This window comes from Streptomyces sp. NPDC043680 (genome assembly GCF_056436685.1).
In genome coordinates, this window is record NZ_JBWKCE010000019.1 from 1 (window position 1) to 25,681 (window position 25,681).

Below are 25,681 nucleotides of genomic sequence, written 5' to 3' on the forward strand. Positions count from 1 at the left end.
CGTCGACGCCTACCTCCGCCGCATCCGCGCCAAGCTGGGCATCAACAACACGGCCGAGCTGACCCGCCTGGCCATCTCCATGGGGCTGTGACACCCGGCCACTCCACCGGAACCACCAGGCCTACCACTGCCAGCGCAACTCGGGCCGATAGGGGCTGCACGCTTTCAGACCGAGCCCGGGGTTCAGCATCGCCAGGTCGTCCTGATGCAGGCAGCGGCCGCCCGATCCGATCCTTCCGTCGGCGTCACGCCACCACGTCTGGGCGCTCGACCCGCTGCACGGTGACAGGCTGACCTGCGTGGAAGCGGTGAGACAGGCCCCGGACCCGGCGGCCCGAACGGTGGCGCCCACGAACGCCCACCGCTGGGCCGGCCCGCCGTCGCAGTCCGCCGTCGTGACGGCACCGTCCGCAGGGCGGCGGCGGTCCTGCGCAAGGCAACGCTCGACCGCGACCTTCGTATTCGTGCGGCCTATCGCCGACACGATCTCGCCGGGACGGGCCTGCCGATGCGTCCTGCGGTGTTCCCTCGCGATCCACCGGCGAAAATCCTGGCTGAGGGTGAGTCCGGCCGGGCAGGGAGCCGTGAAACATCCCGTGTACCTGAGGTACGCGTCGTAGACGGCTTCCTTGTCGCGCCGCTGTTGGGCAGTGAGATTGGCCGGAAGCAGCGAGAGGCCGTAGCCGACGTAGGAGGCGACGGTCGGGCGGGTGCGAGCGAGGAAGGCGGCCTTCCGGAAGAACCGCCCTGTCATCTCGTGATCGCTGTGATCGGCCGGATTCGGCGGGCCGACCCCGAAGGTGGCACTGTCGTAGTCGAGCGTCAGGATGCGTTCGGCCTTCCGGAGGGAGAGGACGTCGGAGAGCACCGAGGTCAGCTCTTCCCTGGTGTAGGGCTTCGCTCCGTCCACCGGCTTGATCGTGGCGATCTGCCCGCGAAACAGCTTCAGCAGGCTCTGGCCGGCGTACCGCGTGCTCCCGGCGCCCTTCGCAAACCCGTCGGGCAGCCGGAGGAAGACGAGCCGTACGTCGGGGCGGCCGTCCAGGACGAAGGACACGAGGCGGTGGCCCCGTACGGTGAGATCGCTGCGGTGCCAGCGGTCGGGGACACCCGCCATCGTGGCGTAGGACGCCTGTAAGCCCTCTTCGCGTCGTCGTACGTAGGGGTCCTCGGTGAACGAGCGCCCAGCGTCCCCGGCGGTCAGGTAGACGGTGCCGACGGAGCACCGGTGACGGATCAGCCGCTGGACTTCGGGGTTGATGAAGAGCAGGTCATCGTCCTGGTGTGCCACACCGATCAACGTCGGTCGGCATTCGGTGCCCGGCTCCACACCTCTCCGGGCTCCGGTCTGCTGCCCACCGTAGGCATGCGCGACGTCCAACTGGAGGAACGAAGCGATTCCACTCAGCACGATGCCCAAGGTCAGGGGAAGCGCCCGCCAACGGCGCCACCACTCGCGGGGGATGCGGCGCACCGCCTGCGGTGGGGAGCTCGCTCCGAGACCCGGTGCGGAGGCCGGGGCTTTCCCCCTACCCGCGCGTATCCGGCTGTCGACCGACTCCGACCCTGACCTCACCTCGGACCCCTTCGGCGGACTCGTCCGTCCCTGCGCCTGCGCGCCTGCGCCCCGCGCCGGTAAGCGGGCGCGCAAGCTCTCGGTGTGCTGTGCCCGATGCTAGGGGCGAGTGCGGCGTGCCAGCGACACGGGCGGGCCGATCGGTGGATCGGCGAGGAGCCGGCGTCGACGCCGACGGCGCCGCCTGCCCCTGATCAGCGGCATCTGGTAGGCCGTCGAATATTTCCGTGCCATGGCGTCGGGGGAAGTGGAGACTCACCCCATGGACATCAAGGCGTTCCGGGACGCGGTGAGTGGCTGGGCGAACGGCGGTCCCGGTGGGGCGGCGAGGGACCTGGCGGTGCGGCTGGGGTTGCGGACGGCGGTGCTGCTGGAAGGACCGAGCGACCTGGCGGCCGTCGAGGCGCTGGCCGTACGCCGTGGCCGGGACCTTGCCGCCGAGGGGGTGTGCGTCGTGTCGATGGGCGGGGCGATGAGCGTCGGCCGCTACGCCGGCCTCCTCGGGCCGCCCGGCCTCGGATTGCACCTGGCGGGGCTGTGCGACGAGCGCGAGCAGCCCTTCTACGACCGCGGCCTGAAACGGGCTCGGGCGCCTCACCAGGGCTTCTTCGTATGCGTGGCGGACCTGGAGGACGAGCTCATCCGCGCGCTCGGCACGGCGGCCGTCGAGGAGATCGTCCGGGCCGAGGGCGATCTCCGGGCCTGGCAGACCTTCCTGTGCCAGCCCGCGCACCAAGGTCGGCCGCGGCAACAGCAGTTGCGGCGTTTCCTCGGCACGAAGAAGGGACGCAAGATCCGCTACGGTCGCCTGCTCGTCGAGGCCCTCGGTCCCGGACAGGTACCGGCCCCGCTCGACGATCTCCTCGTGAGCCTGTGAAGCCCCTCGGCTGAAGGCCCTCGTCGTCGCAGCGGCCGCCGCGCGGCGCGACGTTCGCCAACTCCCGGCGCTCCCCCGGGGTCAGGGCTTGGAGGTGGTGACAGTCCGGAGACGCCGATGGCGGGTATCGACAGGGTGGCTGCCTGGATCTTCGCCATGGAGGCGGCGGTCAGGTCCGCATGCCCAGTGGGAGCCGTCAACAGGACGGCGAGGGCAGCACTGGCGAGCGCCAGTGGCCCGCTGCGCGTGCAGCGTGGGAGGCGGTCATGGGGGTGTCCGAGGGTCTGCCGGGTTCTTGTACGGGGCACTCCGGCCGGTCGGCTCTTCCCGCGTGCCACAGGGCGGGACGCACGGCAGCCGGACACGACCCCCTTACGCGCCCGGTGTTCACGGCGCGGTGAGCGGGTCCCGGGCCGCGGTGTGCGACTCCCCGGTGAACGCGATGCCCGTGAGGTGGCCGCGGGAAGACCGGTCCAGCAGTACGACGGAGGCCGCCTCGGGCACGGCGTCACGGCCGCGGTCGGCCAGCGCGGCGAACAGCCGCTCGAGTCCCCGGACGTGCCCGGCGAAGGTCCGGCGGGAGACGTGGCGGCCGCGGGACCGCTGCCCCGACAGCGCGGCGGCGGGTCCGACGTCTATGAGGACCAGGTGGACGCCGCCGGTGCGGCCCGCGCGGAGCGCCGCCGCGCGCAGCCATGTGCGCATCCACGCACGGCTTCCGCAGTCGTGCACGAGGAGGGGCTCGCCGCACGCCACTGCCGCCCTCAGCCAGGTGAAGTGCCGCAGCCGGGCCCACGGCCGGTACACCGCGTAGGGCAGCCATGCCGGCATGCGGGACTCGCACTGCACATGGGTGACCCGCGGCTCGACGACCCGCACGCCCGCAGCCCGCGACCAGCGCTCCAGCAGCGTGCTCTTGCCGCTGCCCGGCAGACCCGAGACGACCACGACGGCGCCGGGGGGATACACGACCGTGCGCGCGGGGACCGGGAGCACGCCGCGCAGGTCGACCAGCCCGCGGGGGCGGAGTTCACCCGCGGCGGCAACGGTCCCCGCGGAGGGCAGTGGTGCACGCAGCGCAGGCCCCGGTCCCTGCGCGGGGGCGCAGCTGCGGACGGGGCTTCCCGCCGGCTCTCCCGCGGCGCGCAGCGGCTGCTTCGCCGTGCTGTCCCGTTGCGCGGACTGGAGGCCGGTTATCCGGTCGGCGGGCGGAGTGGGAGGGACATCCCGGTTTCGATCGATCACCCGGTGAACGCTATCGGCCCGCGAGGCCGGCGCCGGCTGCGAAGAGGCGGGCGCAGCGCTGCGTCATCTCCGCCGGGGTCTGCTCCGGGTGTTTGGCCCACCAGCGGACGAGGGTGGCGACCAGGTCCCGCCAGACGTACTTGAGGGCGTCGGCGTCCAGCGGGTCGGTGGATCCGGCCGTGCGCAGCAGTTCGGCGGTGCCACCGGCCGCGAGGTCGTCGATGGCCGCCCAGTACTCCGCAGCCCGGCGTGCGGCCTCGCCGCCCGACGGCAGGGAGGTGTCGTACAGCACGAACCACGCCTCCCGCTGCCCCTCCAGCGCGGTGAAGATGCTGTCCAGTACGCGCAACGGGGTGTGCGGCGTGGTCCCGTCCGGCCCCATCGCCGTCCGGATCCCGTCCAGGAGCCGGTCCCCGACGGGGACCAGGCAGGCCAGGTACAGGTCCTCCTTCGTTCCGAAGTACTGGTGCAGCAGCGTCTTGGTGACACCCACGCGCGCGGCGATCGCGGGGAGCGACGCAGCCGCGTAACCGCGAGTGCCGAACTCCTGCGTGGCGGCCTCCAACATCTGCCGGCGGCGGTGCTCCCGGGGAACTCCCTTGGTGCCGACCTTCGTAGGGGGGGTTGCCATGGACAGATATTATCAGTAGGTAATTTACCTCAAGGTAAATTACTGCGAACCCTGGAGCCCTCCATGGCCGGCACCCCCACGCAGCCGACGTCCCGCACCCGCTCCTGGTGGGGCTGGGGTTGGACCGACGCACAACCCGACGACGCGGAATGCACCGCCATGGGCGCCCTGCTCCCCGGCACCCTCAGCCGCCCGCTCCCGCTGCCCCGCATCCGCGACCTGGCCATCGCAAGTCCCGCCGTCGAACCCCCGCGGAGCCTCGCCGGCCTGGTCAGCGACGAGCCCCGTGACCGCGCCGCGCACGCCATGGGAAAGGCGTACCGCGACGTGGCGCGGGCCCTTCGGGGGCGGCCCGGCCGCATCCCCGACCTCGTCGCCCGCCCGACGGACGAGCGCGGCGTCGCCGACCTGCTGGACTGGGCCGGCGACCGGCAGGTCGCCGTCATCCCGTACGGCGGGGGCTCCTCGGTCACGGGGGGCGTGGAATACCGCGGCGACGCCCACCGGGCGGTGATGTCCCTCGACCTGACCGCCATGGGACGCGTCCTGGAGGTCGACGCCGAGGGGCGGGCGGCACGGATCCAGGCCGGTACCCTCGGGCCGAGCCTGGAGGACCAGCTTCGGCCCCACGGCCTCACCCTGAGGCACTTCCCGCAGAGCTTCGAGTTCTCCACGCTCGGGGGCTGGCTCGCCACCCGGGCCGGCGGGCACTACGCCACCGGCCGCACACACATCGACGACTTCGTGCAATCGCTGCGCGTCGTCACCCCGGTCGGCGCGAGCAGTTCGTGGCGGCTGCCCGCCTCGGGGGCGGGCCCCTCCCCCGACCGCCTGTTCCTGGGCTCCGAAGGGGCCCTCGGCGTCATCACCGAGGCATGGGTCCGCCTCCAGGAACGCCCGCGCTTCAAGGCTTCCGCCGCGGTCGCCTTCGCCGACTTCCACGACGCGCTGCGGGCGGTGCGCACCCTCGCGCAGTCCGACCTCTCCCCCGCCAACTGCCGTCTCCTGGACGCCGGCGAGGCCGCGCTGTCGGGCTCGGCGCAGGATGGCTCCGCCGTACTGGTGCTGGGGTTCGAGTCGGCGGACGAACCGGTGGCTTCCCGGCTCGAACGGGCGGTCGACCTGGCCCGCTCACACGGCGGCCGGTACGGGGGGAGCGCCGGCCCGGACGGCTCCCCGGCAGGCGACGCGGCCGTGAGCGCCTGGCGCTCGGCCTTCCTGCGCATGCCGTACCTCCGCGACGGCCTGGCCAGGATGGGTGCCGTCGCGGAGACCTTCGAGACGGCGGCCACCTGGGACCGGATCCCCGCCCTGATCGAAGCGGTGCGCACCGAGATCGGCGAGGCGGCGCTGAAGGCCACGGGTCACCCCGCGACCGTCAACTGCCGTCTGACGCACGTGTATCCGGACGGCGCGGCACCCTACTTCACCGTCCTGGCAGCCGGCCGCGCCGGTGACGAGGTGGCCCTCTGGGACGACCTCAAGGCCGTCGCGGGCGAGGTCCTGCACCGCCACCGGGCCACCATCACCCACCACCACGCCGTGGGCCGGGACCACCGGCCCGGCTACGACCGCCAGCGCCCCGAACCCTTCGCCCTCGCACTGCGGGCCGCGAAGGGGGCGCTCGATCCGCGGGGCATCCTCAACCCGGGTGTGCTCGTGGACTGACCGCAACCGCGACAGCGGGTCCCCTGTTACGGCCGAACGAGCCACCGCACGATCTCGGGGGCCGCCGTCAGCGGCAGCGCATGATGGGACACCCCGGGGAGTACGTCGATCCGCGCGCCCGGCAGCATCGCGCGTGCGGCCCGCGCCGCCCGGGCGGCGTCGTGGCAGTGGGCATCGGCGGCGAACAGCGCCTGCACCGGCAGCTCCCCGAGGCCGCGGAGGTCGGGGCGCGGTCCGGTGACGGGCCGGGCCGTGGGGAAGCGGGCCGTCTCGTCCTGGAGCCGCAGCCACTGTGGGTCCAGGGCCGCCCCGCCGGTCTCCCACGCCAGGAAGCCCCGGATCCGGGCGGGGGTGGGCCGCACCAGCATGGGCAGGGCCCGCAGTACGTATCCGGGCCGGAGCCCGGTGAACACCCGGGTCGGGTCGAGCAGAACCAGCCGGGTGAGCCGCCCGGGGCGCCGGGCCGCGTAGTGTGCGGCGATCCACGCCCCGTACGAGTGCCCGCCGAGGGCGACGGGGCCGCCGCCGAGCCCGTCGAGCACCGCGTCCAGCCACCGCACGACGTCCTCGACGGCCCGCAGCGGCCGCCCGGCCGCCGGCACGCTGAGCCCGGGATCCCCGACCAGGTCCACGGCGTGCAGCCGGTACGCCTCGGTGGCGGCGACCGCGCCCCACACGGCGGAGGTCGCCCCGCCGCCGGGGAGCAGCACGAGGGGCGGGGCGTCCGCGGCTCCGCTGCTGTTGACGCGGGTGATGCCGTACGGCGTGGGCAGCCTGGTCGCTTCCACCGGGCCGGGCCACTGCTGCAGGACGGCCTCGTAAGCGGCGCGGAAGGAGGCGGGCACAGCGGACTCGGACGTGACAGGCATGGCACACATGGCCGCCCCCAATCCCTCGACAGGCGATAATCTCGCTCAGCGAGAGATATTAGGCGGAGGCGATGTGGACGACAACACGGCAGACGGCACCATGGAACTGGTGCACCTCCTGCGCGCCGTGAGCGTGGAATTCGGGCTGCGGCAGGCGGAGTTCGCCGCCCGCAACGACATGCACCCGACCGATGTACGGGCCTTGATCTGCCTGTTGGACGCCGCCCGCGCGGGCGAACCCGCCACTCCGGGCCTGCTCGGGACCCGGCTCGGCCTCAACTCGGCCGGGACGACGGCCGTCATCGACCGGCTGGAGCGGCTGGGGCACATCGCGCGCCTGCGCGACGAGCAGGACCGCCGCCGCGTCCTGCTCGGCGTCGAACCGCAGGCGGTGCGCCTGGGCTGGGAGTTCTTCGGCCCGCTGATCGAGGGGGTGCTCGACGTCCTGCACGGGTTCACCCCCACCGAACGGGAGACGGTCCGCCGCTTCCTGTCGGCGACCCACACGGCCCTTGCTCCGCAGCCGGAACCGTGATGCGGGGCCTGGCGCACTTCCGGAAGCGGCCAGGGACCGGCATGAACGAGGCCCGCCCACAGGGACGGCGTCACGGGCGAAGCCCCGCAGGGCTCGGATGCGTGCTGTCGTTGCGGTGAAGACTCGTGTCAAGGCCTGCCTGGCGTGCCGGTCTTCTTCACTGACGGCGGTTGTACGCGGTTGTTCGAACATGACGTGCATCCTGCAAGGCCGCGGTGACCTGATCGAGCTCACCTCGCCCGAGCCGCCGACCGCTGCGTGAATGCCCGCCCGTCCTCCCGGCCGGTCACCCGCCCTCCCCGCCCGGCGGGGCGGCCGGGAGGGTGAGGGTGAACACCGCCCCCCCTTCGGGGCCGTGGCCGGTGGCGGTGAGGGTGGCTGCCAGCCGGGTGGCCAGGCGGTGGGCGATGGCCAGGCCCAGCCCGCTGCCGACCGGCCGCTCCGCGCGGTAGCGCTCGTGCAGCGCCCCCCGTTCGAAGGCCACCGCCACGTCGTCATCCGTCAGTCCCGGTCCGCCGTCACGGACCTCGATGCGCATACCGCCGCCCGGGACCGCCGCGAGGGCCAGGACCACCGGCCGGCCCGCCGGAGTGATCCGCAGGGCGTTCGCCAGCAGGCAGTCGGCGAGCTGCCGGACCCGGAAGCCGTCGGTCCGTACGGGCCGGGAAGGCACACCCGCCGCGGGCGGTTGCCACCGGAAGACGACCCCGTGCCGGGAGCACCGGTCCCGCCACACCTCGGCCGCCTGCTCCAGGAGCGCGACCAGGTCGGTGTCGGCCGGTTCCAGCCGGAAGTCGTCGGCTTCCAGCCGGGCCAGGTCGAGCAGGTCCGACAGGAAGCGGTCCAGCCGCTGCGCCTCGGTGACCAGCACCCTGCCCGTCTCGGCAACCCGGCCCGCGGGGATCACGTCGTCGGCCAGGGCCTCCGCGTAGCCGCGCATCGTGGTGAGCGGGGTTCGGATCTCGTGGGAGATGGAGAGCAGGAACTCGCGGCGGCCTTCCTCGCTGCGCAGCAGGGCCCGGTCCAGGACGGCCATGGCGCGGTTGAGCTCCACCACCTCGGCGGGCCCGCCGCCCCGCTCGCCGCCAGGTACGCCGCCCGCCCTGTCCTCCCGTACCGCGTCCGGTCCCGTCGCCGCGATGCCGCGCCGGCCGTCGGCCAGGCGGCGCGCGATCTCGGCGGCGCGGGTCAGCGGGCGGGTGATGCGGCGCGCCAGCAGCAGCCCGGCGCAGGCCGCCCCGACCAGCCCGGCGCACAGCGGAAGGACGAGGCTCCGCCGAATGCGCGCGGCGGCCTCGTCCACCTCGGCCATCGGCTTGGCGAGCACCACCCCGCCCGCCCCGAACGTCCGCCCCTCGACAATGACCTGCTCCCCGCCGAGGGTCCCGGTCGCCGACAGCGGCCGGCGCGTGAGCAGCCGGTCCCGCTGTGCGTTCGTGACCGCTGCCGAGGCCGGACCGTGGAGCGTGCCCGACGCATCGAGGACGGCGAGGCGCAGCCCGTTGGAGCCGGCGATCAGCTGCTCCCCCTCCACCAGCAGCACGGACAGCCGCGGGATCCGGCTCAGTGCGGTGGCCTGCCGGGCGAGCCGGCCGCGCTCCTGGGCCTCCGCACTGCCCCGGGCGGTGTACCAGGCGGTGAGCCCGCTCATCAGTACGGCGACCAGGGCGATCAGCCCCGCGAACAGGACCAGTTCCCGCGCGAGGGTGCCCCGTCGTCGGGGCCGTCGCCCGGGGCCGGCGGCGCTCACGCGGTCTCCTCGGCCGCCGCGCTGTAGCCGACTCCCCGGACGGTCCTGATCGGTCCGGCGTCGCCGAGTTTGGCGCGGATCTGGGAGACGTACACGTCGACCACGCGCTGGTCGCGGTGGGCCGAGTCGCCCCACACCTGGTCCAGCAGCTGGGTACGGGTGAACACCTGCCCGCGGTGTTCGAGCAGGAAGGCGAGCAGGTTGAGTTCCAGGGCGGTGAACTCCACCGCAACGCCGTCGACATGGACGGTGTGCCGGGCGGGGTCGACCCGCAGCCGCCCCACCGTGTGCACGGCCGGAGCCGTCGCGGGGCGGCCCCCGCGGCGGAGCACGGCGTTGACGCGGGCCACGAGCTCACCGGGCGAGAACGGCTTCGTCAGGTAGTCGTCGGCGCCGAGCTCCAGCCCCAGGATCCGGTCCGCCTCGTCACCGCGGGCCGTGACCAGCAGGACAGGGGTCCAGTCGTCCCGCTCGCGCAGCCGGCGGCACAGCGTCACCCCGTCCATGCCGGGCAGCCCGACGTCCAGTACGACCGCCGCCGGCGCGAGCCGTGCCACCGCGTCCAGACCTGCGGGGCCGTCCTCGACCGTCTCCGTCCGGTAACCGTGCCGCTCCAGGTACAGCCGCTGCAGCGCGGCGATGTTCGGGTCGTCCTCCACGATGAGGACGAGCCCCTTGCGGGTGTTCATGACGACTCCGGTGACCTGTGCGCGGAGCGGAGCCGCGGAGTGCGGGCGGGGGACGCGACCCATGCTAGCCAGCCGGCGCCCCACGTCCGGGGTGCGCGGCCCGCCGCCCGTGCGGCCTCACACAGCCCTAACAATCCCCTCATGGTGGCCGGGCAATCAGCGGCCATGATCGGTGCCGGGTGCCGCGTGCCACCGACGGCACACGCGCGCCCCGCCGTACCCCGTTCCCTTCCTCTTCGTACCGATCCCCGGCAAGGACTCCCGCGATGAAACCCAGTGACCAGGCCGCACCACCCGGCTCCGCCCCGGGCGGGCTGCTGTACAGGACCGGCCGGGCCTGCGCCCGCCGCCCCTGGCTCGTGATCGCCGTCTGGCTCCTCGCGCTGCTGGCGGCCGTCGGGGCCGACCGGGCCTGGGGCGGGCAGTACCAGGACGACTTCGCCCTGCCCGGCACCGCGGTGCAGACCGGCGCGGACCTGCTCGACGCCCACGGCGGCCCGGCCCACCGCGGAGTCCCGGCGCAGGTCGTTCTCTCGGCCGGCGGGGAAGGCCTGGCCGGGCACCGGGATGCCGTGGAAGACGCGGGGCAGCGGCTCGCCGCCCTGCCCGGGGTGATCGGCGTCGCCGACCCGCTCGCCACTCCCGCCGCCGTGACCGGGGACGGCCGCACCGGCTACTACACCGTCCGCTTCGACTCGAACCCGGCTCAGTTCGACACGTCCTACCTGGAACGGGTCGACGCCGCCGTCGAGCCGCTGCGGGCCGGCGGGGTCACCGTCGAGTACGGCGGACCGCTCGGCAAACTCGCCGCCCCGGCCGGCGCCGACCGGGCGTCCGAGGTCATCGGCATCGCCACGGCCGTGATCGTCCTGCTGCTGGGCTTCGGCAGTGTGGCGGCCGCCGGGTTCCCCCTGATCAGTGCCGTAGTCGGACTGCTGGCCGGGCTGGCGGGACTCGGCCTGCTCGCCGCCGGGTTCGACTTCGCCGCCGTATCGCCCACCCTCGCGGTGATGATGGGCCTCGGCGTCGGGCTGGACTACTCGCTGTTCCTGGTCACCCGGCACCGCAAGCTGCTGCACACCCTGCCCGACCCGGCCGACGCAGCCGGCCGTACGGTTGCCACCAGCGGCCGGGCCGTGCTGGTCGCCGCGCTGACCGTGACCGCGGCCCTGGCCGGACTGTTCGCCTCGGGCGTCGGCTTCATCGGCATGCTGGGCGTCGCCGCGGGCACCACCGTACTGACCGGCGCGCTGGCCGCGCTCACCCTGACGCCCGCCCTGCTGGGCCTGGCCGGCCGGCGTATCGACCGGCTCCGCGTCCGTACCCCCGTCGACGAACCCGGCGACGAACCCGGCGGCGAGCCGGGCGGCGACGGCGACATCTGGCAGCGCTGGGCCGCCGCCGTCGGGCGCCGGCCCTGGACCTTCCTGCTGCTGGGTGCCGCCGTGCTCGCGCTGCTCTCCGTACCGGCCGCGTCCATGCGGCTCGGCCACGTCGACGCCGGCGCCTCGCCCGTCACGGCCACCGAACGCCGGGCGTACGACCTGCTCGCCGACGGATTCGGTCCTGGCGCGAACGGACCCCTCACCGTCGTGGTCACCCTCGACAAGGCCGGCGCCGCCCCCGACCAACGCACGGAGCTCGCCGGGCGGCTCCAGCAGGCACTCACCGACACCCCGGGCGTGGCGTCGGCCACCCCGCCCGCCCCCACCCCGGACGGCACCCTGCTCGTCTCCACCGTCGTACCCGACAGCGCCCCGCAGGACCGGGCCACCGCCGACCTGCTGCACCGGCTGGCGGAGGAGACCTTGCCCGGCGCGCTCGACCCGTACCACGCCACCGGCTACCTCACCGGGCAGAGCGCCGCCCAGCAGACCTTCCGCGACGTGCTCGCCGACCGCCTGCCGCTGGTCGTCGGCCTCGTGGTCGCCGCCGCGTTCGTCCTCCTGCTGGTCGTGTTCCGCAGCCCGCTGATCGCGCTGAAGGCGGCCCTGCTCAACCTGCTCTCGATCGGCGCCTCGTTCGGCGTCGTCGTCGCCGTCTTCCAGTGGGGCTGGGGATCCCCGCTGTTCGGCGTGGACGAGACCGTGCCCGTCGAGTCGTACGTGCCGATGATGATGTTCGCCATCGTCTTCGGACTGTCCATGGACTACGAGGTGTTCCTGCTGGCGCGGATCCGGGAGTACTGGCTGGCGGGCCGCGACAGCCAGGCCGCTGTCGCCGCCGGCCTGGCGTCCACCGCCCGCGTCATCAGCTGTGCGGCGCTGATCATGACCAGCGTCTTCCTCGCCTTCCTCCTCTCGGCGAACCCGGTGGTCAAGATGCTCGCCCTGGGCCTCGGCGTCAGCGTGGTGCTCGACGCCACCGTGGTCCGGCTGCTCCTGGTTCCGGCCACGATGCACCTCCTCGGCCGTGCGAACTGGTGGATTCCCGCCTGGCTGGACCGGATCCTGCCGCACCTCGACCCGGAGGGCGGCCACCCGGAGGAATCCCGGCCCGGCGACCGGACGCGGGAGGTACGGGCATGAGCCGGGCCACCACCGCAGGCGCCGGCGGGCGCCCCCGCACCGCGGCCGCCGGACCCGCGGCGGGCGCTCCGCCGTCGCGCTCCCGGCGCGGGACATGGCGGGCCCGGATCCTCGCCGGGGTCCTGGGCACTGCGCTCCTGGCCGGCGGCGCCGAAGCCGCCGCGACCGCGGTCGTCGAGAACGGCATCGAGGACGCCCTGCGACCACGCCTGGGGCGGACCGAGGCGGACCTCGCGGGGTCGGGCCTGCTGGCGCTGGCCCGGGGACGGGCCGGCCGCGTGACCGTCACCGGGGACGATGCGGCACTCGGCCGGGTGACCGGGGCCTCGGTACGGCTGGGCCTGGACGGAGTCCCGCTGGGCGGGGGCGGCAGGAAGGCCGTGGACGCCGTCCACGGCCGGATCACCGTACCGACCGAGGCCGTCCGCACCTGGCTCACGACGGGGGAACCGTCCCTGCCCGTCAGCGAGGTGACCACCGATCCGGCGACCGGCGTCCTGCACCTCGGGCTCGGGCCCAGCGGCGCCCTCGGCATCGCCGTCCGTCCGCAACTGAACGACGGACGCGTCGAGTTCACCCTGGATGCGGCCACCCTGATGGGCTCGCCAGCCCCGGAGCGGCTCACCCGGGGGATCCGCGACCGGCTGGCCGCCCGGCCGGGGGCCCAGGCCCCGGCGCCGGCCCTGAAGCCCACATCGGTACGGGTCACGGACCGGGGCATCGAGGCCGTCGTCGACGCTCGTCATGTCAGCCTCGCCGCAACAGCGGGTCCCTTGCGGCCGTGACCTCGCTTCGAGCGCCCCCAGAAATAGTAGCCATGGACATAGTATCCATGTACTGTATCCGTTGTGAGTACAGCACCTGAGGGCGCCACGGCGGGATTCCTGGTCTGGCGCTTGTCGATGAAGTGGCGGGTGGCCGTCGACCGGGCGGTCGCGCCGCTGGGCCTGACCCATGCCCAGTACGCGGTGATGGCCTCGCTCCACGGCATGCGGCGCTCCGGGCTGCAGCCCAGTCAGCGTCAGCTCGCGGACACCACCGGGCTCGAACCTTTGTACGTCTCCAAGCTCTCCCGCGCCCTGGAGACCGCCGGACTCGTCGCCCGCACCCGGGACCCGAACGACCCGCGCGCCATGCGGCTGTCACTCACCGAGCAGGGGTGCGACGTCACAGGCCGTGCGGTCAGGGTGGTCCAGGGGCTACTGGACCAGTTGCTGGAGCCGCTCGGAGGACAGGCCAGCCCGCGCACGCGGCAGTTCACCCGCGAGCTGGCGACCCTGCTCGATGCACCTCTTGATCCACACACCGAGAGCGAGAAGGAGCAGTCATGACCACCACCGCACCCCCGGTCAACGCCCGTGTCATCGCCCTGGCCCACCATGCCGGGCGCGCCCTCGCGGAGGGCGTGTTGGCCCGCCACGGCGTCACGTTCCACCAGAGCGTGACGCTCCGGGCCGTCGTGGTCGCAGGCGAGTCCATCGGCCGCGAGGAGCTCGTCGCCGAGGTCACCGGCTCGCTGAAGACCGACGAGTCGTTCGTACGCGGCGTCATGGCGGAGCTGACGGCCGCGAAGCTGGTGGAAGAGGACCCGGCGCAGGCGTCCCGGCTCCGGCCCACGGACGCCGGACGGGACCTGTACGCGACCACGGCCGCTGCGACCGCCGAGATCGCCGCCCGGCTGTACGCCGGCATTCCGGCCGAGGACCTGGCGGTCGCGGGTCGCGTGTTGGCACTGGTCACGGAGCGGGCGAACGTCGAGTTGGCCGGCGCCTGAGGTCCGGTCCGGCCCTGCACGGCCACACCGGGCGCCACCCCGGCGGAACCGCGTGCGGCAGCGGCCCGGGTATGCGCCTGGGCTGAGAGGGCGCGGAGCCCTCGGGCGGGGCGTTCAGCGCACGACCTTGATGCCGAAGTGGCCGCCGCACTGCCGGCCCAGGCCGAAGCCGATGGCCGAGTGCCTGTGGGCGTCCATCTCCATCCCGCGGGCACACACCAGCGGGCCGAGGTCGAGGATGTCGGTCCGGCCGTAGGTCTTCAGCAGCTCGGTGACCTGCTTCTTGGCGTCCGCGTGGTCGCCGGCGACGAACATGGTGTGGTCGCCGCCCCCGACGGCCTGCGGGTTGACGACGGTGTCCTGTTCCTGCTGACGAAGGACTTGACCACCTTCGCCTCGGGCAGGGCCCGCTGGATCTGCTCGCCGAGGCTGTCGGTGTCACACGGATCGAGCTTCGGCATGGTCCCCCACGGCGTCGGCCACGGATGCTCGACCTCGGGGTCGCAGATGAAGGGGACGGCGTAGTCGACGAGCACCTTGCCGGCGAGGGAGTCGCTGATGCCGGTCAGCGCGGTGACGGCGTTGCGCCCGTCGATGCCGTTGACGACAAGCTCGTCGGCGGCGGCCGCGGCCTCGCGGAAGGTGCCCGGGGTGATGCCGGGGTGGTCAGCGGCAGGACCGGTTGACCCACCGGGTCCCGGCCCAACCCAACCCTCCCTACGGCCAGTGGCTCGTCGGGCTCACCGCACGGCCGAGGTCCACCCCTGGCGGTGGAGGCGGTCGAAGCCGTCCAGGAGGAGGTCCAGGGCGAACTCGAACTCGAACTGGTCGTCGCAGCCCGGGCCGATGACCGAGCCGTCGTCGTGGGCCACCGCCGCGGCCAGCTCCATGACGTGCGGGTACGGGCTCGGACCGGCCGGGGCGGGCGCCGCAGCGGGACCCGCCGGGGCGTCGAACAGCTCCTGGGTGAAGCCCAGGACCCGGCTGCCCAGGGCGTGCATGACGTGATGCGTCAGGTCGATGGAGAGCCCCCCGGCCCGGAACATGCCGATCACCGAGTCCAGGTACGCGAGGACGGCCGGGGTCGGGCCGGTGCGCGAGCGGATCACCTCGGCGGCCCACGGGTGGCCCAGGAGGGCAGCGCGCGCGGAAAGGATGCGGTGGCGGACCGCACTCTTCCAGTCGGCGCCGGAGGCCGGGGTCTCGATCTCCCCGACGACCGCTTCCACCATCGCATCGAGGAGTTCGTCCTTGTTGGCGACGTGCTTGTAGAGCGCCATGGGCACGACGCCGAGCTCCTGGGCGAGCTTGCGCATGCTGAGCGCTTCGATCCCGATGCCGTCGGCCAGCGCCACCGCGGCGCGCAGCACGCGCTCGCGGTTCAGGGGGGCGCGGCGCACCTGTTGCGTATTCGCCATGTTGACGAGTGTACGCAGTACACCTACGGTAGGGCCCAGGTGTACGCCGTACACCGCAACAGGGGGTGCCCATGAACGCGAGCAGAAGAACCGCGATCGTGGCGGGGGTCTTCTTCCTCGTCACCGAGATCGCCGCGATCGGCGGACTGGCGCTGTACGGGCCGGTGTTGAACGGGCTGAACGGTGCCGACTACGTCCTCGGCCCCGGCGCCGACACCCGCGTCCTCGGGGGCGCGCTGTGCGAACTCGTCCTCGTGGCCGCGGTCATCGGGACCGGCGTCACCCTGTACCCGGTCATCCGGCAGCTGAACGAAGGCGCCGCCCTGGGACACGTCTGCGGGCGACTCCTGGAAGCCGCCGTCATCCTCGTCGGCATCATCGGCGTGCTCTCGGTCGTGACCCTGCGCAGGGACTACGCCGGCACCGACACCGCGTCCTTCACCACCACCGGCAAGGCCCTGGTGGCGATCCACGACTGGACGTTCCTGCTCGGGCCGAACGTCGCCCTGGGGGCGAACACGCTGGTGCTGGCGTGGCTGATGTACCGCTCGCGGCTCGTGCCGCGGCCCATCGCCGTCCTGGGGCTCATCGGCGGCCCGCTGATCTGCGCGTCGGCGGCCGCCGTGATGTTCGGGCTGTACGAGCAGGTCTCCCCCGCAGGATCGCTCGCGGCCCTCCCGGTGTTCGCCTGGGAGGTGTCCCTCGCCGTCCGCCTCATCACCAAGGGCTTCGACCGGCAGGCCGTTCGGGCGGTTCAGCCGTCGTGACACACCGAGCCGAACGCACATGAGCTGCCGGCCGGCGAACACGAACACGGCGTAGAGGTCCGCGCCCGCCTCCCCCGGCCCTCCGCCTCCGCAACGGTGGCCGGAGGGGTCGGCGCCCTCAGCACCCCTCAGGGTCGCGGGAGCACCGCATCCACGACCTCGGCTGCGAAGCCATCCGGCAGCGGTTCGCGGCGCAGCAGCACCCGGACCCAGACGGCGCCGGCGACGAGGTCGACGAGCAGCTTGGGGTCCGTCGCCGGCAACTCACCCCGGGTGCGGGCACGTTCGAAGACGGGCTGCTCGCGGGTGAAGCGTTCGGCGAACAGCTCCCGGGTGAGTTCCGCCAGTTCCGGCCGGCCCGATCCGCCTGCCAGGGCGCGCACGACCGGTTCGGCGTACGGCCCCGTGAGCAGCCCGATCACCTGCTCGACGAGCGCAACCAGGTCTCCGCGCAGGCTCCCGGTGTCCGGGACGCAGATGTCGAGAGCCCGGGCATGCAACACGGTGGCGCGCACCAGGGCGGGCTTGGAGGGCCACCAGCGGTAGAGGGTCGTCTTGTTCACGCCTGCAGCCCGAGCGACGCCCTCGATGGTGAGGCCGTCGTACCCGTGCTCGGCCAGCAGTTCGAGGGTGGCGTTGAAGATGGCGGAGGCGGCGCGGGGACCTCTGGTGTCGCTCATGGAGGCATCGTACAGTGATATGCAACGCAACGTTGCGTTGCATATCACTGTACGTCGAGGGAGAGGTTGCCGATGCCCGCCAAGAGTGCTGTCCCCGCCACCGTGACGTGGGGGCTGCTGGCCGCCTGGGTGCTGAACGACGCCGAAGAGCTCGCCACGATGGCGCGCTTCTCCCGGGCGCCCCAGCGCCGGGTGAACGTCGCGATCGGGCTCATGGGCTGCGTCGTGGCGGCGGCCTCGGTCGCGGGTGCCCGCACCGGTGGGCAGAGCCGCTTCTTCCGCACGGCCGTGACGGGCTTCGGCCTGCACGGAGTCACCCACCTGGCCTCGGCCGCCGCCTTGGGCCGCTACACGCCGGGCGTGGCGACGGCGCCGACCGTGGTGATTCCGTACGCCCTGTGGGCTGCCCGACAGATGCGTGCAGCAGGCGTTCCGTTGACGAACGGCAATGCGCGCGAGGCGGTGCTGCACGGCCTGGGCCTGGCCGCCCTCACGACGGCAACGGTCCACGGAGTGGCCTTGCTTGCCACCCGACGCACCGCCTCGACCGCCCACCAGCGGGGCAGCGGCATCTGAACCGGGGGGCGACGTACCCCTAGACCACCGGGGGGTTGAGCCGGGCGAAGCCCTCCTGGCGCTGGTACGGGAAGTACGGGTAGGGGGCCGTCCGGCTGCTCGCCGCGTCGAGCCTCGCCATCTGCTCGGGCGCGAGCGTCCAGCCCACGGCTCCGAGGTTCTGGCGCAGCTGTTCCTCGTTGCGGGCGCCGATGATGACGGAGGACACGGTCGGCCGCTGCAGCAACCACCGGAGGGCGATCTGCGGGATCGCCCTCCCGGTTTCCTGCGCGATCTCGTCCAGGGCGTCGACCACGTGGTAGAGGTGCTCGTCCTCCACGGGCGGCCCGTAGTCGGCGGTGTCGTGCAGCCTGCTGCCGGCCGGCAGCGGCCGGCCCCGGCGGACCTTGCCGGTGAGCCGCCCCCAGCCCAGGGGGCTCCAGACGATCGCGCCCAGCCCCTGGTCGAGCCCGAGCGGCATCAACTCCCATTCGTAGTCGCGGCCGATGAGGGAGTAGTAGACCTGGTGGGCGACATAGCGCTCCCGGCCGCGGCGGTCGGCGGCGGCGAGCGACTTCATCGCCTGCCAGCCGGAGAAGTTGGAGATGCCGATGTGTCGGATCTTCCCGGCCCGCACCAGGTCGTCCAGGGTGGACAGGACCTCCTCGACCGGGGTGCCGGCATCGAAGGCGTGCAGCTGGAAGAGGTCGATGTGGTCGGTGTCGAGGCGGCGCAGGGCGTTGTCGACGGAAGCGATCAGGCGGGATCGCGAGGTCCCCGCGTCGCCGGGGCCGTCTCCCATGGGCAGGCCGGCCTTGGTGGAGATCAGGACCCGGTCCCGGCGCCCCCTGAGGGCGGCCCCCAGGACCTCCTCCGACGCGCCGCCGGAGTAGACGTCGGCGGTGTCGAACATGGTGATCCCGGCGTCGATGCAGATGTCCACGAGGCGACGCGCCTCCTCGACACCCGTAGTGCCCCAGGCACCGAAGAGCGGCCCCTGTCCGCCGAAGGTCCCGGCGCCGAAGCTGAGCGCCGGAACCTGAAGCCCGGACGCACCCAGTCGCCTGTACTCCATGACGAATCCCCTCTCCCGCACCCCGCTAATGGGGCTATGGTTCCGTTAAGATGATTGCAGCGTAGCAAGCAGCCGCAGCTAATGGAACTGGAGACCCGTTATGGAGTTTGCGGAAGTCGAGTCGGACCCGGGCACCTCCCGGCCCGGAGGGCGTACCGCGCGCGTGCGGGCGTCCGTGCTGCGCGCCGCCGCGGACGTCCTGGCCGAGCAGGGCTTCGCCCACCTGGACCTCGCCGACATCGCGCGCCGGGCGGAGGTCGGGAAGACGACCGTCTACCGCCGCTGGGGCACGACCACCGGACTCGTGGCCGACCTGCTGCTGGACATGGCTCAGCAGTCGGTGCCCCGCACGGAGACGGGCTCACTGCTCGGGGACCTGAGGGCCAACACCCGCCTGGTGCAGCGGACGCTGGCCGATCCACGGCAGGGGGCCCTGTTCAAGGCGGTGATCGCGGCCGCCACCTGCGATCCGAAGGCGGCGGAGGCCCTGCAGGGCTTCTACACCGCCCGCGTCGACGCATGGGCGCCCTGTGTCGAACAGGCCGCCACCCGCGGGGAGGTGCCCGAGGGCACGGACCCGCACGAGGTGATCCGCGCGGCGTCCGCCCCGCTCTACTACCGCCTCCTGACCACCGCCCTCCCCCTCGACGAGGACGCCGCCGACCGCGCCGCCATGGCCGCGGCGGCGGCCGCGCGCGCGGGGGCGTACGTACGGGAGGCGTAGCCGGCTTACGGGGTACCCATCGCGGTTGCGAGGTGCCGACCGCGACTACGGGGTGGTACGGACCGGGAAAGTGAAGGTGTAGCCCTGCTTGGTGAGCCAGGGCAGGTACTTCTTGAGCGCCGCGACCGTCTCGCTGCGGTCGCCGCCCCCGTCGTGGAACAGGACGGTCGGCTGCCGGGGCAGCTTGCCCTCCAGCGCGGCGACGATCGCCCTCAGGCCCGGCCGGCTCCAGTCCTTGGGGTCCACGCTCCAGCCCAGTGGCCGCATCCCGTTCGCGGCGGCTATCGCACGGCTGTCGGGGGTGAAGGCGCCGCCCGGTGCACGGTAGTAGGTGACGGCGACGCCCGGCACAGCCTTCTCGATCATGGCCTTGGCGTCCAGGATCTGCTGCCGCTGGTACGCGACGGGTTTGTGGTCCATCGTCACGTCGTGGTCGACGGAGTGGTCACACAGCTGGTGCCCGTCGGCGGCGACCGCGCGCACCAGCTCCGGGTACTTCTGCGCCCGCGTTCCGACCATGCAGAAGGTGGCCTTCACGTGGTTCTGCCGCAGCACCTGGAGGACCTGCGGAGTCCAGCGCGGGTCCGGACCATCGTCGATGGTGATGGCGACGTCGTGGCCCGAGCCCTGGGCCAGCCGGGAAATCCCCAGCGGAACCGGGGCCGCGCCGTGGGCGGACCCGGAGGGGTTGGCGGCCGAGGACCGGGCCGCCGAGCCGTCCGCGGCGGCGAGGGCCGGTGTGCCGGTGGCCGCCAGGAGGCCGAGGACGGCCGCCGCCACGGCGGAGCCCGCCCGCCGACGGCGCACGGAACTGCTGGTGATGCCCATGGACGCGCTCTTCCTTTGCGCTCGGCCCCCGGATCTCGCGTGTCCGAGCCAGGGTAGGCCACGCGTACCGGACCCTTCTGTGGTGCGCGGCACATGCGGTGCGCCGGGCCGCAGCCGGCTCGTGCCCGCCCGCCCCGCAGCAGCTCCCGTCCCCGGACACCGGGGCACGCCGCGGCCCCCGGCGGTGTCAGTGCCCGGCTCCGTTCAGCTCCCCGCCGCCCCCGCCCTGGCTCCGGAGGCCGAGTCGGCGGTGCGTCAACTGTCGGGACCCGCGCAGCCGTCGACCGGCGCGGCCCGGGCGCGACGACCCGCTGGTGTACCGCGCGCCCGGCAGACCCCCCGGCCCTGCGTTGTCAGCGCCTGGCTGTAAGTTGCCTCTCACCGTCTGTGCAAGGAGCGCCACCCGTATGTCCATACCCCCGCAGCCACCGTCCTCCCCCGAGCCGTACCCGCAGTCGGGCCCGTACGGAGAGTCGGGGCAGCCCGGGCCGTACGGCAGTCCGCAGGGCTGGTACGCACCGCCCCCGATGCCGCCGGCGCTGCAGAAGACCAACTCGCTCGCCATCGTCTCGTTCGTCATGTCGATCCTCTGCGCGGTACCGCTGGTCCCGCTGATCCTCGGCATCATCGCCCTCTCCCAGATCCGCACCCGCGGCGAGAAGGGCAAGGGCTTCGCCATCGCGGGCATCGCCATCCACGGCGCGACCATCCTCTTCTACGTGATCCTGCTCGTCCTCGGGCTCTCCGGAGTCCTGGACGACGGCCCGTCGCCGAAGCGCGACACCAGTGGCCAGGTGACCACCCCGGGTTCCAGCGCCGTGGAGGACATCCGCAAGGGCGACTGCTTCAACACGGGCGGAGACCTGGAGGAGTACGACGACGCGGACGGCGGGCAGGCCGGCTTCACGGTGCGCATCGTGCCGTGTGCCGAGGCTCACGAGGGCGAGGCGTACCACGTCTTCAACCTGGAGGACGGGTCGTACCCGGGCAAGGACAAGGTCATCTCGATCGCCGAGGAGAAGTGCGGCGGCACGGCGCTCACCGACTACGTGGGCGATGACGCGAAGCTCCCGAAGACCATGGAGGTGTACTACTACTTCCCGCAGGTCACCACGTGGATCCGGGGCGACCGCGAGGTCACCTGCTTCCTGGGCAGCACCAGCGGCACGAGCACGGGATCGGTCCACACCACCGGTTCTTCCTGAGGTGCCGCCGAGGGTCGGCGTCGACGCGGGCCGGCGCTGACGACGGTCGGAGCCCGCCGTCAGCGCCGCCGTCACCGGGGGGCCGCGGCCGTGGCGCTGCCGAGGTGTTGTTCCATCCAGTCGGCGGCGGCCCGCCGGTACAGGCGGCGGTTGTCCGCCCGCAGGAACTCGTGTCCCTCGTTCCGCAGGGTCAGCAGTTCGGCCGGTACCCCCCGCTCACGGGCGGCCCGGACGAACTGCTCCGACTCCGTCGGGGGCACATTGGTGTCGTGCTCTCCGTGAACGGCCATCACCGGGGCGCGCAGCTGGTCGATGCGGCTCATCGGGGACAGGGCCCGCAGCAGGTCCCGGTCGCGTTCGGGGTGGCCGTACTTGGCCGCGGCCGACTGGGCGATCCACGGCTCGGTGCCGGTGAAGAAGGTGGCCAGGTCCGACATTCCGCAGACGGCGACGCCCGTGCGGAAGAGGTCGGGGTGCCAGACCAGCGAGGCCATGGTGAGGTAGCCCCCGTACGAGCGGCCCATCACGGCCAGGCGCAGCGGATCCGCGTACCCGAGGGAGACCACGTGCGCGGCGCAGTCCGCCACGTCGTTGATCGCCGCGAACCGGCCGGTGCCGAGGTCGGCGTCCACGAAGGACCGTCCCCAGCCCGAGGAGCCGCGGACGTCGGGGGCGAACACGTCCATGCCGCGACCCAGCAGCTCGTGGTAGAGCGGGCTGAACACCGGCCGTTCCTGCTCTTCCGGGCCGCCGTGCAGGTGGATCACGCACGGCCCCGGCCGCCCCGGGTCGCGTTCCGGCGCCCGGTAGTACCAGCCGCCCAGCATGAGCCCGTCCCGGGCACGGCATCGCAGCGGAACCGGGGTGGCCGGGGGCCGTCCCGGTGGCCTCGCGTCCTCGTCACTCGCCGACCAACCGGTGCGTACCGGGGCGAAATCGCCGGTCAGGTCCCAGATGCCGGGCCTGCGCCGGGAGCCGGAGAGCGCGGCGAACAACCCGCCCCGTCCGACCGGTGCCATGCGGGTCACCACCTCGTGCGGCAGGTCCGACCGGTGGTGCGGGCCCACGGGCTCGTCCGTTTGCGTGGCGGGCAGGCCCACGGTCTCCAGTTCGCTTGCGCCGTGGACGTTCCAGGCCAGCAGGGCCCACCGGCCGTGGTCGGGAAGGGTCAGCAGGTCGAGCGGGGTTTCCTCCCGTTCGGCGGCCACGACCAGGTCCTGGAGGGCGCCCTCCTGGTCCAGCTGGGCCCTGAGGAGGGCGGCGAACTCGCGGTCGGCGTCGCTGCGCAGCCACAGGACCCGCGAGTCGGCGGAGAGCCGGCCGATCCACGGGTCGCCGTCGGCGACGGGGAGCCTGAACGTGATGCGACCCGCCGAGGCCGTGTCCAGCAGGAGTGCCTCGCGGCGTCCGCGCGGTCCGCGGCGCAGCAGCGTGAACCGGCCTTCGGAGCCGATGTCGCACACGCGCAGTGAGGCGGCGCCCGCTTCGCTGTAGAGCAGGGCGGGCGCCCGGGTGCCGTCCGGGTCGATGAGGTAGGCGGCCAGGCCCCCGCTCATCGTCGCTCCGGCGTGGGCGTCGACGGGGGCGTGGGCGTCGGCAGGGGCCGTGGCGGGCGCGCCTGGGGCCGCCGGTGCCAGGATCGGCAGGGCCGTCCCTCCAGGGGCCAGGATCGGCAGCGCTGTCGCCCCGTATGCCGCGCCCTCGCGGGAGCCCGCAGCCCGGGCCGGCGGATCGAGCAGGGTCGCGTGGCCGTCGCGTTCGGTCCACGCCTCCCCTGAAGGGCCGGCGGGGACGGCCGGGTCGGCGTCCTGCGGCAGGTGCCCCGCGCCGCTGTGCGCTCCGGCCACCCCCGACGGCTGGGCGACGGTGACGGCCAGCGCCGCTCCGTCACGGGTCCAGCAGCCCAGGTGGGCGGAAGCCCCCGGCTCGGCTCCGGCGAGCACCCGGCGGCCGGTCCCGTCCGGGCGTACGACCAGGACCCGGGTGTGCTCGCCGCCTCCCGGCGCCGCGGTGTACGCGATCCACCGGCCGTCGGGCGACCAGGACACCTCGGTCACCGGGTCGGGGTCGGCGTCGAGGACGTGGGCCTCGCCGCCGCGGGCAGGCCCGCTCCACAGCTGTGGCACACCGGCCCGGTCGCAGATGTACGCCACGTGCTCGCCGGTGGGGTCGGCCGAGGGGTACCAGCACCCGTGGGCGGCGAGCACCGGCGGCGGGTCCACCGCGCCCGAGTCGGCCAGGTGGACGGGGACGGGCGCCAGGGCCGGGCCCGGCGGGGACGCGGCTCCGGGCGCGGACGCGGGGCCCGGCGGAGCGGCGTGGCCCGGGTCGGGGCGTGCGGTCCGACCGGGCGCCGCCGCGCCGTCGGGCCGAAAACGGTGCCGGCGTGCGGAGCGATCCAGGGGCATGGGGGCCTCTTCGAGGGCTTCCGGGGACTCTCACCGTTCAGTGTTCGGGGTTCGGCGTCGGGGGTTCGGTGTCAGGTTATGCCGTGGGTCTGCAGCCAGATCTCCAGCGAGGCCACCTGCCAGAGGGTGCTGGCTCCGCGCTTCGTCCGGTGCCCGGTCGGGTCCGCGAGCATCTCGGCCACGCGGCCCTGGTCGAAGAGGCCCCGTCGGCGCGCTTCCGGAGCGGTCAGGGCCTCCCGTACCCGGTTGAGCACCGGCTCGGCCATGTGCCGCACCGCCGGCACCGGGAAGTAGCCCTTGGGTCGGTCGACGACCTTCCGGGGCAGGATCTGCCGGCCGATGTCCTTCAGCACCCCCTTGCCGCCCTGGGCCAGCTTCAGCCCCGGAGGGCAGGCGGCGGCCAGTTCGACGAGCTCCTGGTCCAGGAACGGCACGCGCGCCTCCAGACCCCAGGCCATCGTCATGTTGTCGACCCGTTTGACCGGGTCGTCGGTCATCAGCTTGTGGATGTCCAGGCGGAGGGTGGCATCGAGGGCGCTCTCCGCGCCCGGGGCCGCCATGTCCCCGCGGACGAACTCACGCGAGGCGTCGTGGTCGGGGGCCGCGTCCTCGTGCAGCAGGGCGGTCACGTCGTCGTGCGTGCGGTCGAAGTAGGCCTCCGCGTACGCGTCCGGCGCATCGGTGCGCCCGGCCGCGGCGATCCGCGGGTACCAGTGGTACCCGGCGAACACCTCGTCCGCGCCCTGCCCGCACAGGACGACCTTGACGTCCTTGGCGACCTGTTCCGCCAGCAGGTGGAAGGCCACGGCGTCGTGGCTGACCATCGGCTCGCTCATGGCGCCGATCGCCGACTCCAGTGCGGCGGGCAGCCGGTCGGAGGGGATCAGGAACTGGTGGTGCTCCGTGGAGTACCGCCGCGCGACCAGGTCCGAGTACGGGAACTCGTCTCCTTCCTCCCCGCTCTCCGACTCGAAGCCCATCGCGAAGGTGGCCAGGTCGCTCTGCCCCTGTTCGGCGAGCAGTGCCACGATGAGGCTGGAGTCCAGCCCGCCGGACAGCAGCACGCCCACCGGCACGTCGGCGACGGTGCGGCGCTTCACTGCTGTGCGGAGGGCCTCGTGCACGGCTTCCTGCCAGAGCGCCGGATCGCGGCCGAACTCGGCGCGGCGGGTGTACGACGGCTGCCAGTAGCAGTGGTCACGGTGCGTGCCGTCCCGTTCGATGACGCGGACGGTCGCCTGCGGCAGTTTGCGTACGCCGGACAGCACGGTCCGGGGCGCCGCCACGGTGCCGTGCCAGCTCAGGTACTGGTGCAGCGCCACCGCGTCGAGGGACGTGTCGACGCCGCCGCCCGCCAGCAGGGCGGGCAGGGACGAGGCGAAGCGGAGGCGGTCGCCGTCCTCGGTGAGGTACAGCGGCTTGATGCCGAGCCGGTCACGGCCCAGCACCACACGGCCCGTGCGGTGCTCCACCAGGGCGAAGGCGAACATCCCGACCAGGAACTCGACGCACTCCCGGCCCCACTGCCCGTAGGCCCTGAGGAGGACCTCGGTGTCGGAGTCGGAGTGGAAGCGGTGCCCCAGCCCTTGGAGGCGTCCGCGCAGCTCGCGGTAGTTGTAGATGCAGCCGTTGAAGACGGCCGTCACGCCCAGTTCCGCGTCGGTCATCGGCTGTGCGCCGTTCTCCGACAGATCGATGATCTTCAGTCTCCGGTGGCCCAGCGCCACCGCCCCCTGGGACCACAGACCCCTGCCGTCAGGGCCCCGCTGTTCCATTTCGTCGGTCATGCGCTCGACCGCGGCCAGGTCCGGCCGTCCGCCGTCGAAACGTACTTCCCCGCTCAGGCCACACATGCGGCACCTCCAGGTCGGTTCGCACC

25 protein-coding genes are annotated in these 25,681 nt (G+C 73.3%); 12 read left to right on the top strand and 13 right to left on the bottom strand.

Going from position 1 to position 25,681, the window contains the following annotated elements; genetic code table 11:
- Window positions 1-121 precede the first annotated feature (121 nt).
- On the bottom strand, window positions 122-1,291 hold the full coding sequence (locus AC0666_RS28030; RefSeq protein WP_468964011.1) for a PIG-L family deacetylase: 1,170 nt from the start codon (window positions 1,289-1,291) through the stop codon (window positions 122-124).
- Window positions 1,292-1,838: 547 nt separating this feature from the next.
- On the opposite strand from AC0666_RS28030, the gene AC0666_RS28035 reads away from it, so the two are divergent.
- Window positions 1,839-2,453: a TOPRIM nucleotidyl transferase/hydrolase domain-containing protein gene (locus AC0666_RS28035; RefSeq protein ID WP_478708560.1), complete on the top strand. Its 615-nt coding sequence runs from the start codon at window positions 1,839-1,841 to the stop codon at window positions 2,451-2,453.
- Between the two features lie 387 nt (window positions 2,454-2,840).
- Here the strand turns inward: AC0666_RS28035 and AC0666_RS28040 are convergent, their stop codons facing one another.
- Window positions 2,841-3,698: an AAA family ATPase gene (locus AC0666_RS28040; RefSeq protein WP_478708561.1), complete on the bottom strand. Its 858-nt coding sequence runs from the start codon at window positions 3,696-3,698 to the stop codon at window positions 2,841-2,843.
- 10 nt (window positions 3,699-3,708) lie between these two features.
- Complete coding sequence (locus AC0666_RS28045) at window positions 3,709-4,329, bottom strand: TetR/AcrR family transcriptional regulator (RefSeq protein ID WP_478708562.1); 621 nt, start codon at window positions 4,327-4,329, stop codon at window positions 3,709-3,711.
- Between the two features lie 63 nt (window positions 4,330-4,392).
- Here AC0666_RS28045 and AC0666_RS28050 point away from each other — a divergent pair, with 63 nt between their 5' ends.
- Window positions 4,393-5,997 (top strand): FAD-binding oxidoreductase, encoded by a 1,605-nt coding sequence (locus tag AC0666_RS28050; protein ID WP_468964008.1) that lies wholly within the window; start codon window positions 4,393-4,395, stop codon window positions 5,995-5,997.
- A 26-nt stretch (window positions 5,998-6,023) separates the two neighbouring features.
- Here AC0666_RS28050 and AC0666_RS28055 read toward each other — a convergent pair whose 3' ends face one another.
- A complete protein-coding gene (locus AC0666_RS28055) occupies window positions 6,024-6,866 on the bottom strand; it encodes an alpha/beta hydrolase (protein ID WP_468964007.1) in 843 nt (280 codons plus the stop codon).
- A gap of 100 nt (window positions 6,867-6,966) precedes the next feature.
- Between AC0666_RS28055 and AC0666_RS28060 the strand changes: the two genes are divergently transcribed.
- On the top strand, window positions 6,967-7,401 hold the full coding sequence (locus tag AC0666_RS28060) for a MarR family winged helix-turn-helix transcriptional regulator (RefSeq protein WP_468964317.1): 435 nt from the start codon (window positions 6,967-6,969) through the stop codon (window positions 7,399-7,401).
- A 286-nt stretch (window positions 7,402-7,687) separates the two neighbouring features.
- On the opposite strand, the gene AC0666_RS28065 is transcribed toward AC0666_RS28060, so the two are convergent.
- Together AC0666_RS28065 and AC0666_RS28070 are read right to left on the bottom strand one after the other, a co-directional pair.
- Window positions 7,688-9,151: a sensor histidine kinase gene (locus tag AC0666_RS28065; RefSeq protein WP_468964006.1), complete on the bottom strand. Its 1,464-nt coding sequence runs from the start codon at window positions 9,149-9,151 to the stop codon at window positions 7,688-7,690.
- A complete protein-coding gene (locus AC0666_RS28070) occupies window positions 9,148-9,840 on the bottom strand; it encodes a response regulator transcription factor (protein WP_468964005.1) in 693 nt (230 codons plus the stop codon). The genes AC0666_RS28065 and AC0666_RS28070 overlap by 4 nt, the downstream gene beginning before the upstream one ends.
- A 266-nt stretch (window positions 9,841-10,106) precedes the next feature.
- On the opposite strand from AC0666_RS28070, the gene AC0666_RS28075 reads away from it, so the two are divergent.
- The 4 genes from AC0666_RS28075 (at window position 10,107) to AC0666_RS28090 (ending at window position 14,142) form a co-directional block, all read left to right on the top strand.
- Window positions 10,107-12,368 (top strand): MMPL family transporter, encoded by a 2,262-nt coding sequence (locus tag AC0666_RS28075; protein ID WP_478708563.1) that lies wholly within the window; start codon window positions 10,107-10,109, stop codon window positions 12,366-12,368.
- Window positions 12,365-13,153 (top strand): hypothetical protein, encoded by a 789-nt coding sequence (locus tag AC0666_RS28080; protein ID WP_468964003.1) that lies wholly within the window; start codon window positions 12,365-12,367, stop codon window positions 13,151-13,153. The genes AC0666_RS28075 and AC0666_RS28080 overlap by 4 nt, the downstream gene beginning before the upstream one ends.
- A gap of 63 nt (window positions 13,154-13,216) precedes the next feature.
- A complete protein-coding gene (locus AC0666_RS28085; RefSeq protein ID WP_468964001.1) occupies window positions 13,217-13,699 on the top strand; it encodes a MarR family winged helix-turn-helix transcriptional regulator in 483 nt (160 codons plus the stop codon).
- Window positions 13,696-14,142 carry a MarR family transcriptional regulator gene (locus tag AC0666_RS28090; RefSeq protein WP_468964000.1) on the top strand — a complete coding sequence of 149 codons (447 nt, stop codon included), beginning with the start codon at window positions 13,696-13,698 and terminating at the stop codon, window positions 14,140-14,142. The genes AC0666_RS28085 and AC0666_RS28090 overlap by 4 nt, the downstream gene beginning before the upstream one ends.
- Before the next feature lie 114 nt (window positions 14,143-14,256).
- On the opposite strand, the gene AC0666_RS28095 is transcribed toward AC0666_RS28090, so the two are convergent.
- Complete coding sequence (locus tag AC0666_RS28095; RefSeq protein ID WP_468963998.1) at window positions 14,257-14,457, bottom strand: hypothetical protein; 201 nt, start codon at window positions 14,455-14,457, stop codon at window positions 14,257-14,259.
- Window positions 14,458-14,627: 170 nt separating this feature from the next.
- Between AC0666_RS28095 and AC0666_RS28100 the strand changes: the two genes are divergently transcribed.
- Window positions 14,628-14,828: a hypothetical protein gene (locus AC0666_RS28100; RefSeq protein ID WP_468963997.1), complete on the top strand. Its 201-nt coding sequence runs from the start codon at window positions 14,628-14,630 to the stop codon at window positions 14,826-14,828.
- A 54-nt stretch (window positions 14,829-14,882) separates the two neighbouring features.
- On the opposite strand, the gene AC0666_RS28105 is transcribed toward AC0666_RS28100, so the two are convergent.
- Window positions 14,883-15,560 carry a TetR/AcrR family transcriptional regulator C-terminal domain-containing protein gene (locus tag AC0666_RS28105; protein WP_468963996.1) on the bottom strand — a complete coding sequence of 226 codons (678 nt, stop codon included), beginning with the start codon at window positions 15,558-15,560 and terminating at the stop codon, window positions 14,883-14,885.
- Between the two features lie 71 nt (window positions 15,561-15,631).
- Here AC0666_RS28105 and AC0666_RS28110 point away from each other — a divergent pair, with 71 nt between their 5' ends.
- Complete coding sequence (locus tag AC0666_RS28110) at window positions 15,632-16,327, top strand: DUF4386 domain-containing protein (RefSeq protein WP_468963995.1); 696 nt, start codon at window positions 15,632-15,634, stop codon at window positions 16,325-16,327.
- Between the two features lie 128 nt (window positions 16,328-16,455).
- Here the strand turns inward: AC0666_RS28110 and AC0666_RS28115 are convergent, their stop codons facing one another.
- Window positions 16,456-17,007, bottom strand: coding sequence for a TetR/AcrR family transcriptional regulator (locus tag AC0666_RS28115; protein WP_468963993.1), 552 nt, complete (start codon window positions 17,005-17,007; stop codon window positions 16,456-16,458).
- Window positions 17,008-17,079: 72 nt separating this feature from the next.
- Here AC0666_RS28115 and AC0666_RS28120 point away from each other — a divergent pair, with 72 nt between their 5' ends.
- Entirely contained in the window at window positions 17,080-17,583 is a 504-nt protein-coding gene (locus AC0666_RS28120) for an HXXEE domain-containing protein (RefSeq protein ID WP_478708564.1), read from the top strand.
- Window positions 17,584-17,602: 19 nt separating this feature from the next.
- Here the strand turns inward: AC0666_RS28120 and AC0666_RS28125 are convergent, their stop codons facing one another.
- Window positions 17,603-18,637, bottom strand: coding sequence for an aldo/keto reductase (locus tag AC0666_RS28125; protein WP_468963991.1), 1,035 nt, complete (start codon window positions 18,635-18,637; stop codon window positions 17,603-17,605).
- A 100-nt stretch (window positions 18,638-18,737) separates the two neighbouring features.
- Between AC0666_RS28125 and AC0666_RS28130 the strand changes: the two genes are divergently transcribed.
- A complete protein-coding gene (locus AC0666_RS28130; protein WP_468963990.1) occupies window positions 18,738-19,361 on the top strand; it encodes a TetR/AcrR family transcriptional regulator in 624 nt (207 codons plus the stop codon).
- A gap of 45 nt (window positions 19,362-19,406) precedes the next feature.
- Here the strand turns inward: AC0666_RS28130 and AC0666_RS28135 are convergent, their stop codons facing one another.
- The gene (locus AC0666_RS28135; protein ID WP_468963989.1) at window positions 19,407-20,189 is read right to left on the bottom strand and encodes a polysaccharide deacetylase family protein; all 783 of its coding nucleotides are present in this window, start codon (window positions 20,187-20,189) and stop codon (window positions 19,407-19,409) included.
- A gap of 407 nt (window positions 20,190-20,596) precedes the next feature.
- On the opposite strand from AC0666_RS28135, the gene AC0666_RS28140 reads away from it, so the two are divergent.
- Window positions 20,597-21,394 (top strand): DUF4190 domain-containing protein, encoded by a 798-nt coding sequence (locus AC0666_RS28140; RefSeq protein WP_468963988.1) that lies wholly within the window; start codon window positions 20,597-20,599, stop codon window positions 21,392-21,394.
- 71 nt (window positions 21,395-21,465) lie between these two features.
- Here the strand turns inward: AC0666_RS28140 and AC0666_RS28145 are convergent, their stop codons facing one another.
- On the bottom strand, window positions 21,466-23,802 hold the full coding sequence (locus AC0666_RS28145; RefSeq protein WP_478708565.1) for a S9 family peptidase: 2,337 nt from the start codon (window positions 23,800-23,802) through the stop codon (window positions 21,466-21,468).
- Between the two features lie 71 nt (window positions 23,803-23,873).
- Window positions 23,874-25,655 (bottom strand): N-acetylglutaminylglutamine amidotransferase, encoded by a 1,782-nt coding sequence (locus AC0666_RS28150; RefSeq protein WP_468963986.1) that lies wholly within the window; start codon window positions 25,653-25,655, stop codon window positions 23,874-23,876.
- Window positions 25,656-25,681: the final 26 nt, after the last annotated feature.

What these genes read in the sequence shown, in the direction of transcription:
- AC0666_RS28035 (WP_478708560.1), top strand. Translation starts at nt 1,839, where the DNA reads ATGGACATCAAGGCGTTCCGGGACGCGGTGAGTGGCTGGGCGAACGGC.
- AC0666_RS28045 (WP_478708562.1), bottom strand. Translation starts at nt 4,329, where the DNA reads ATGGCAACCCCCCCTACGAAGGTCGGCACCAAGGGAGTTCCCCGGGAG.
- AC0666_RS28050 (WP_468964008.1), top strand. Translation starts at nt 4,393, where the DNA reads ATGGCCGGCACCCCCACGCAGCCGACGTCCCGCACCCGCTCCTGGTGG.
- AC0666_RS28055 (WP_468964007.1), bottom strand. Translation starts at nt 6,866, where the DNA reads ATGCCTGTCACGTCCGAGTCCGCTGTGCCCGCCTCCTTCCGCGCCGCT.
- AC0666_RS28060 (WP_468964317.1), top strand. Translation starts at nt 6,967, where the DNA reads ATGGAACTGGTGCACCTCCTGCGCGCCGTGAGCGTGGAATTCGGGCTG.
- AC0666_RS28070 (WP_468964005.1), bottom strand. Translation starts at nt 9,840, where the DNA reads ATGAACACCCGCAAGGGGCTCGTCCTCATCGTGGAGGACGACCCGAAC.
- AC0666_RS28075 (WP_478708563.1), top strand. Translation starts at nt 10,107, where the DNA reads ATGAAACCCAGTGACCAGGCCGCACCACCCGGCTCCGCCCCGGGCGGG.
- AC0666_RS28080 (WP_468964003.1), top strand. Translation starts at nt 12,365, where the DNA reads ATGAGCCGGGCCACCACCGCAGGCGCCGGCGGGCGCCCCCGCACCGCG.
- AC0666_RS28090 (WP_468964000.1), top strand. Translation starts at nt 13,696, where the DNA reads ATGACCACCACCGCACCCCCGGTCAACGCCCGTGTCATCGCCCTGGCC.
- AC0666_RS28095 (WP_468963998.1), bottom strand. Translation starts at nt 14,457, where the DNA reads ATGTTCGTCGCCGGCGACCACGCGGACGCCAAGAAGCAGGTCACCGAG.
- AC0666_RS28100 (WP_468963997.1), top strand. Translation starts at nt 14,628, where the DNA reads ATGCTCGACCTCGGGGTCGCAGATGAAGGGGACGGCGTAGTCGACGAG.
- AC0666_RS28105 (WP_468963996.1), bottom strand. Translation starts at nt 15,560, where the DNA reads ATGGCGAATACGCAACAGGTGCGCCGCGCCCCCCTGAACCGCGAGCGC.
- AC0666_RS28110 (WP_468963995.1), top strand. Translation starts at nt 15,632, where the DNA reads ATGAACGCGAGCAGAAGAACCGCGATCGTGGCGGGGGTCTTCTTCCTC.
- AC0666_RS28115 (WP_468963993.1), bottom strand. Translation starts at nt 17,007, where the DNA reads ATGAGCGACACCAGAGGTCCCCGCGCCGCCTCCGCCATCTTCAACGCC.
- AC0666_RS28120 (WP_478708564.1), top strand. Translation starts at nt 17,080, where the DNA reads ATGCCCGCCAAGAGTGCTGTCCCCGCCACCGTGACGTGGGGGCTGCTG.
- AC0666_RS28125 (WP_468963991.1), bottom strand. Translation starts at nt 18,637, where the DNA reads ATGGAGTACAGGCGACTGGGTGCGTCCGGGCTTCAGGTTCCGGCGCTC.
- AC0666_RS28130 (WP_468963990.1), top strand. Translation starts at nt 18,738, where the DNA reads ATGGAGTTTGCGGAAGTCGAGTCGGACCCGGGCACCTCCCGGCCCGGA.
- AC0666_RS28135 (WP_468963989.1), bottom strand. Translation starts at nt 20,189, where the DNA reads ATGGGCATCACCAGCAGTTCCGTGCGCCGTCGGCGGGCGGGCTCCGCC.
- AC0666_RS28140 (WP_468963988.1), top strand. Translation starts at nt 20,597, where the DNA reads ATGTCCATACCCCCGCAGCCACCGTCCTCCCCCGAGCCGTACCCGCAG.
- AC0666_RS28145 (WP_478708565.1), bottom strand. Translation starts at nt 23,802, where the DNA reads ATGCCCCTGGATCGCTCCGCACGCCGGCACCGTTTTCGGCCCGACGGC.
- AC0666_RS28150 (WP_468963986.1), bottom strand. Translation starts at nt 25,655, where the DNA reads ATGTGTGGCCTGAGCGGGGAAGTACGTTTCGACGGCGGACGGCCGGAC.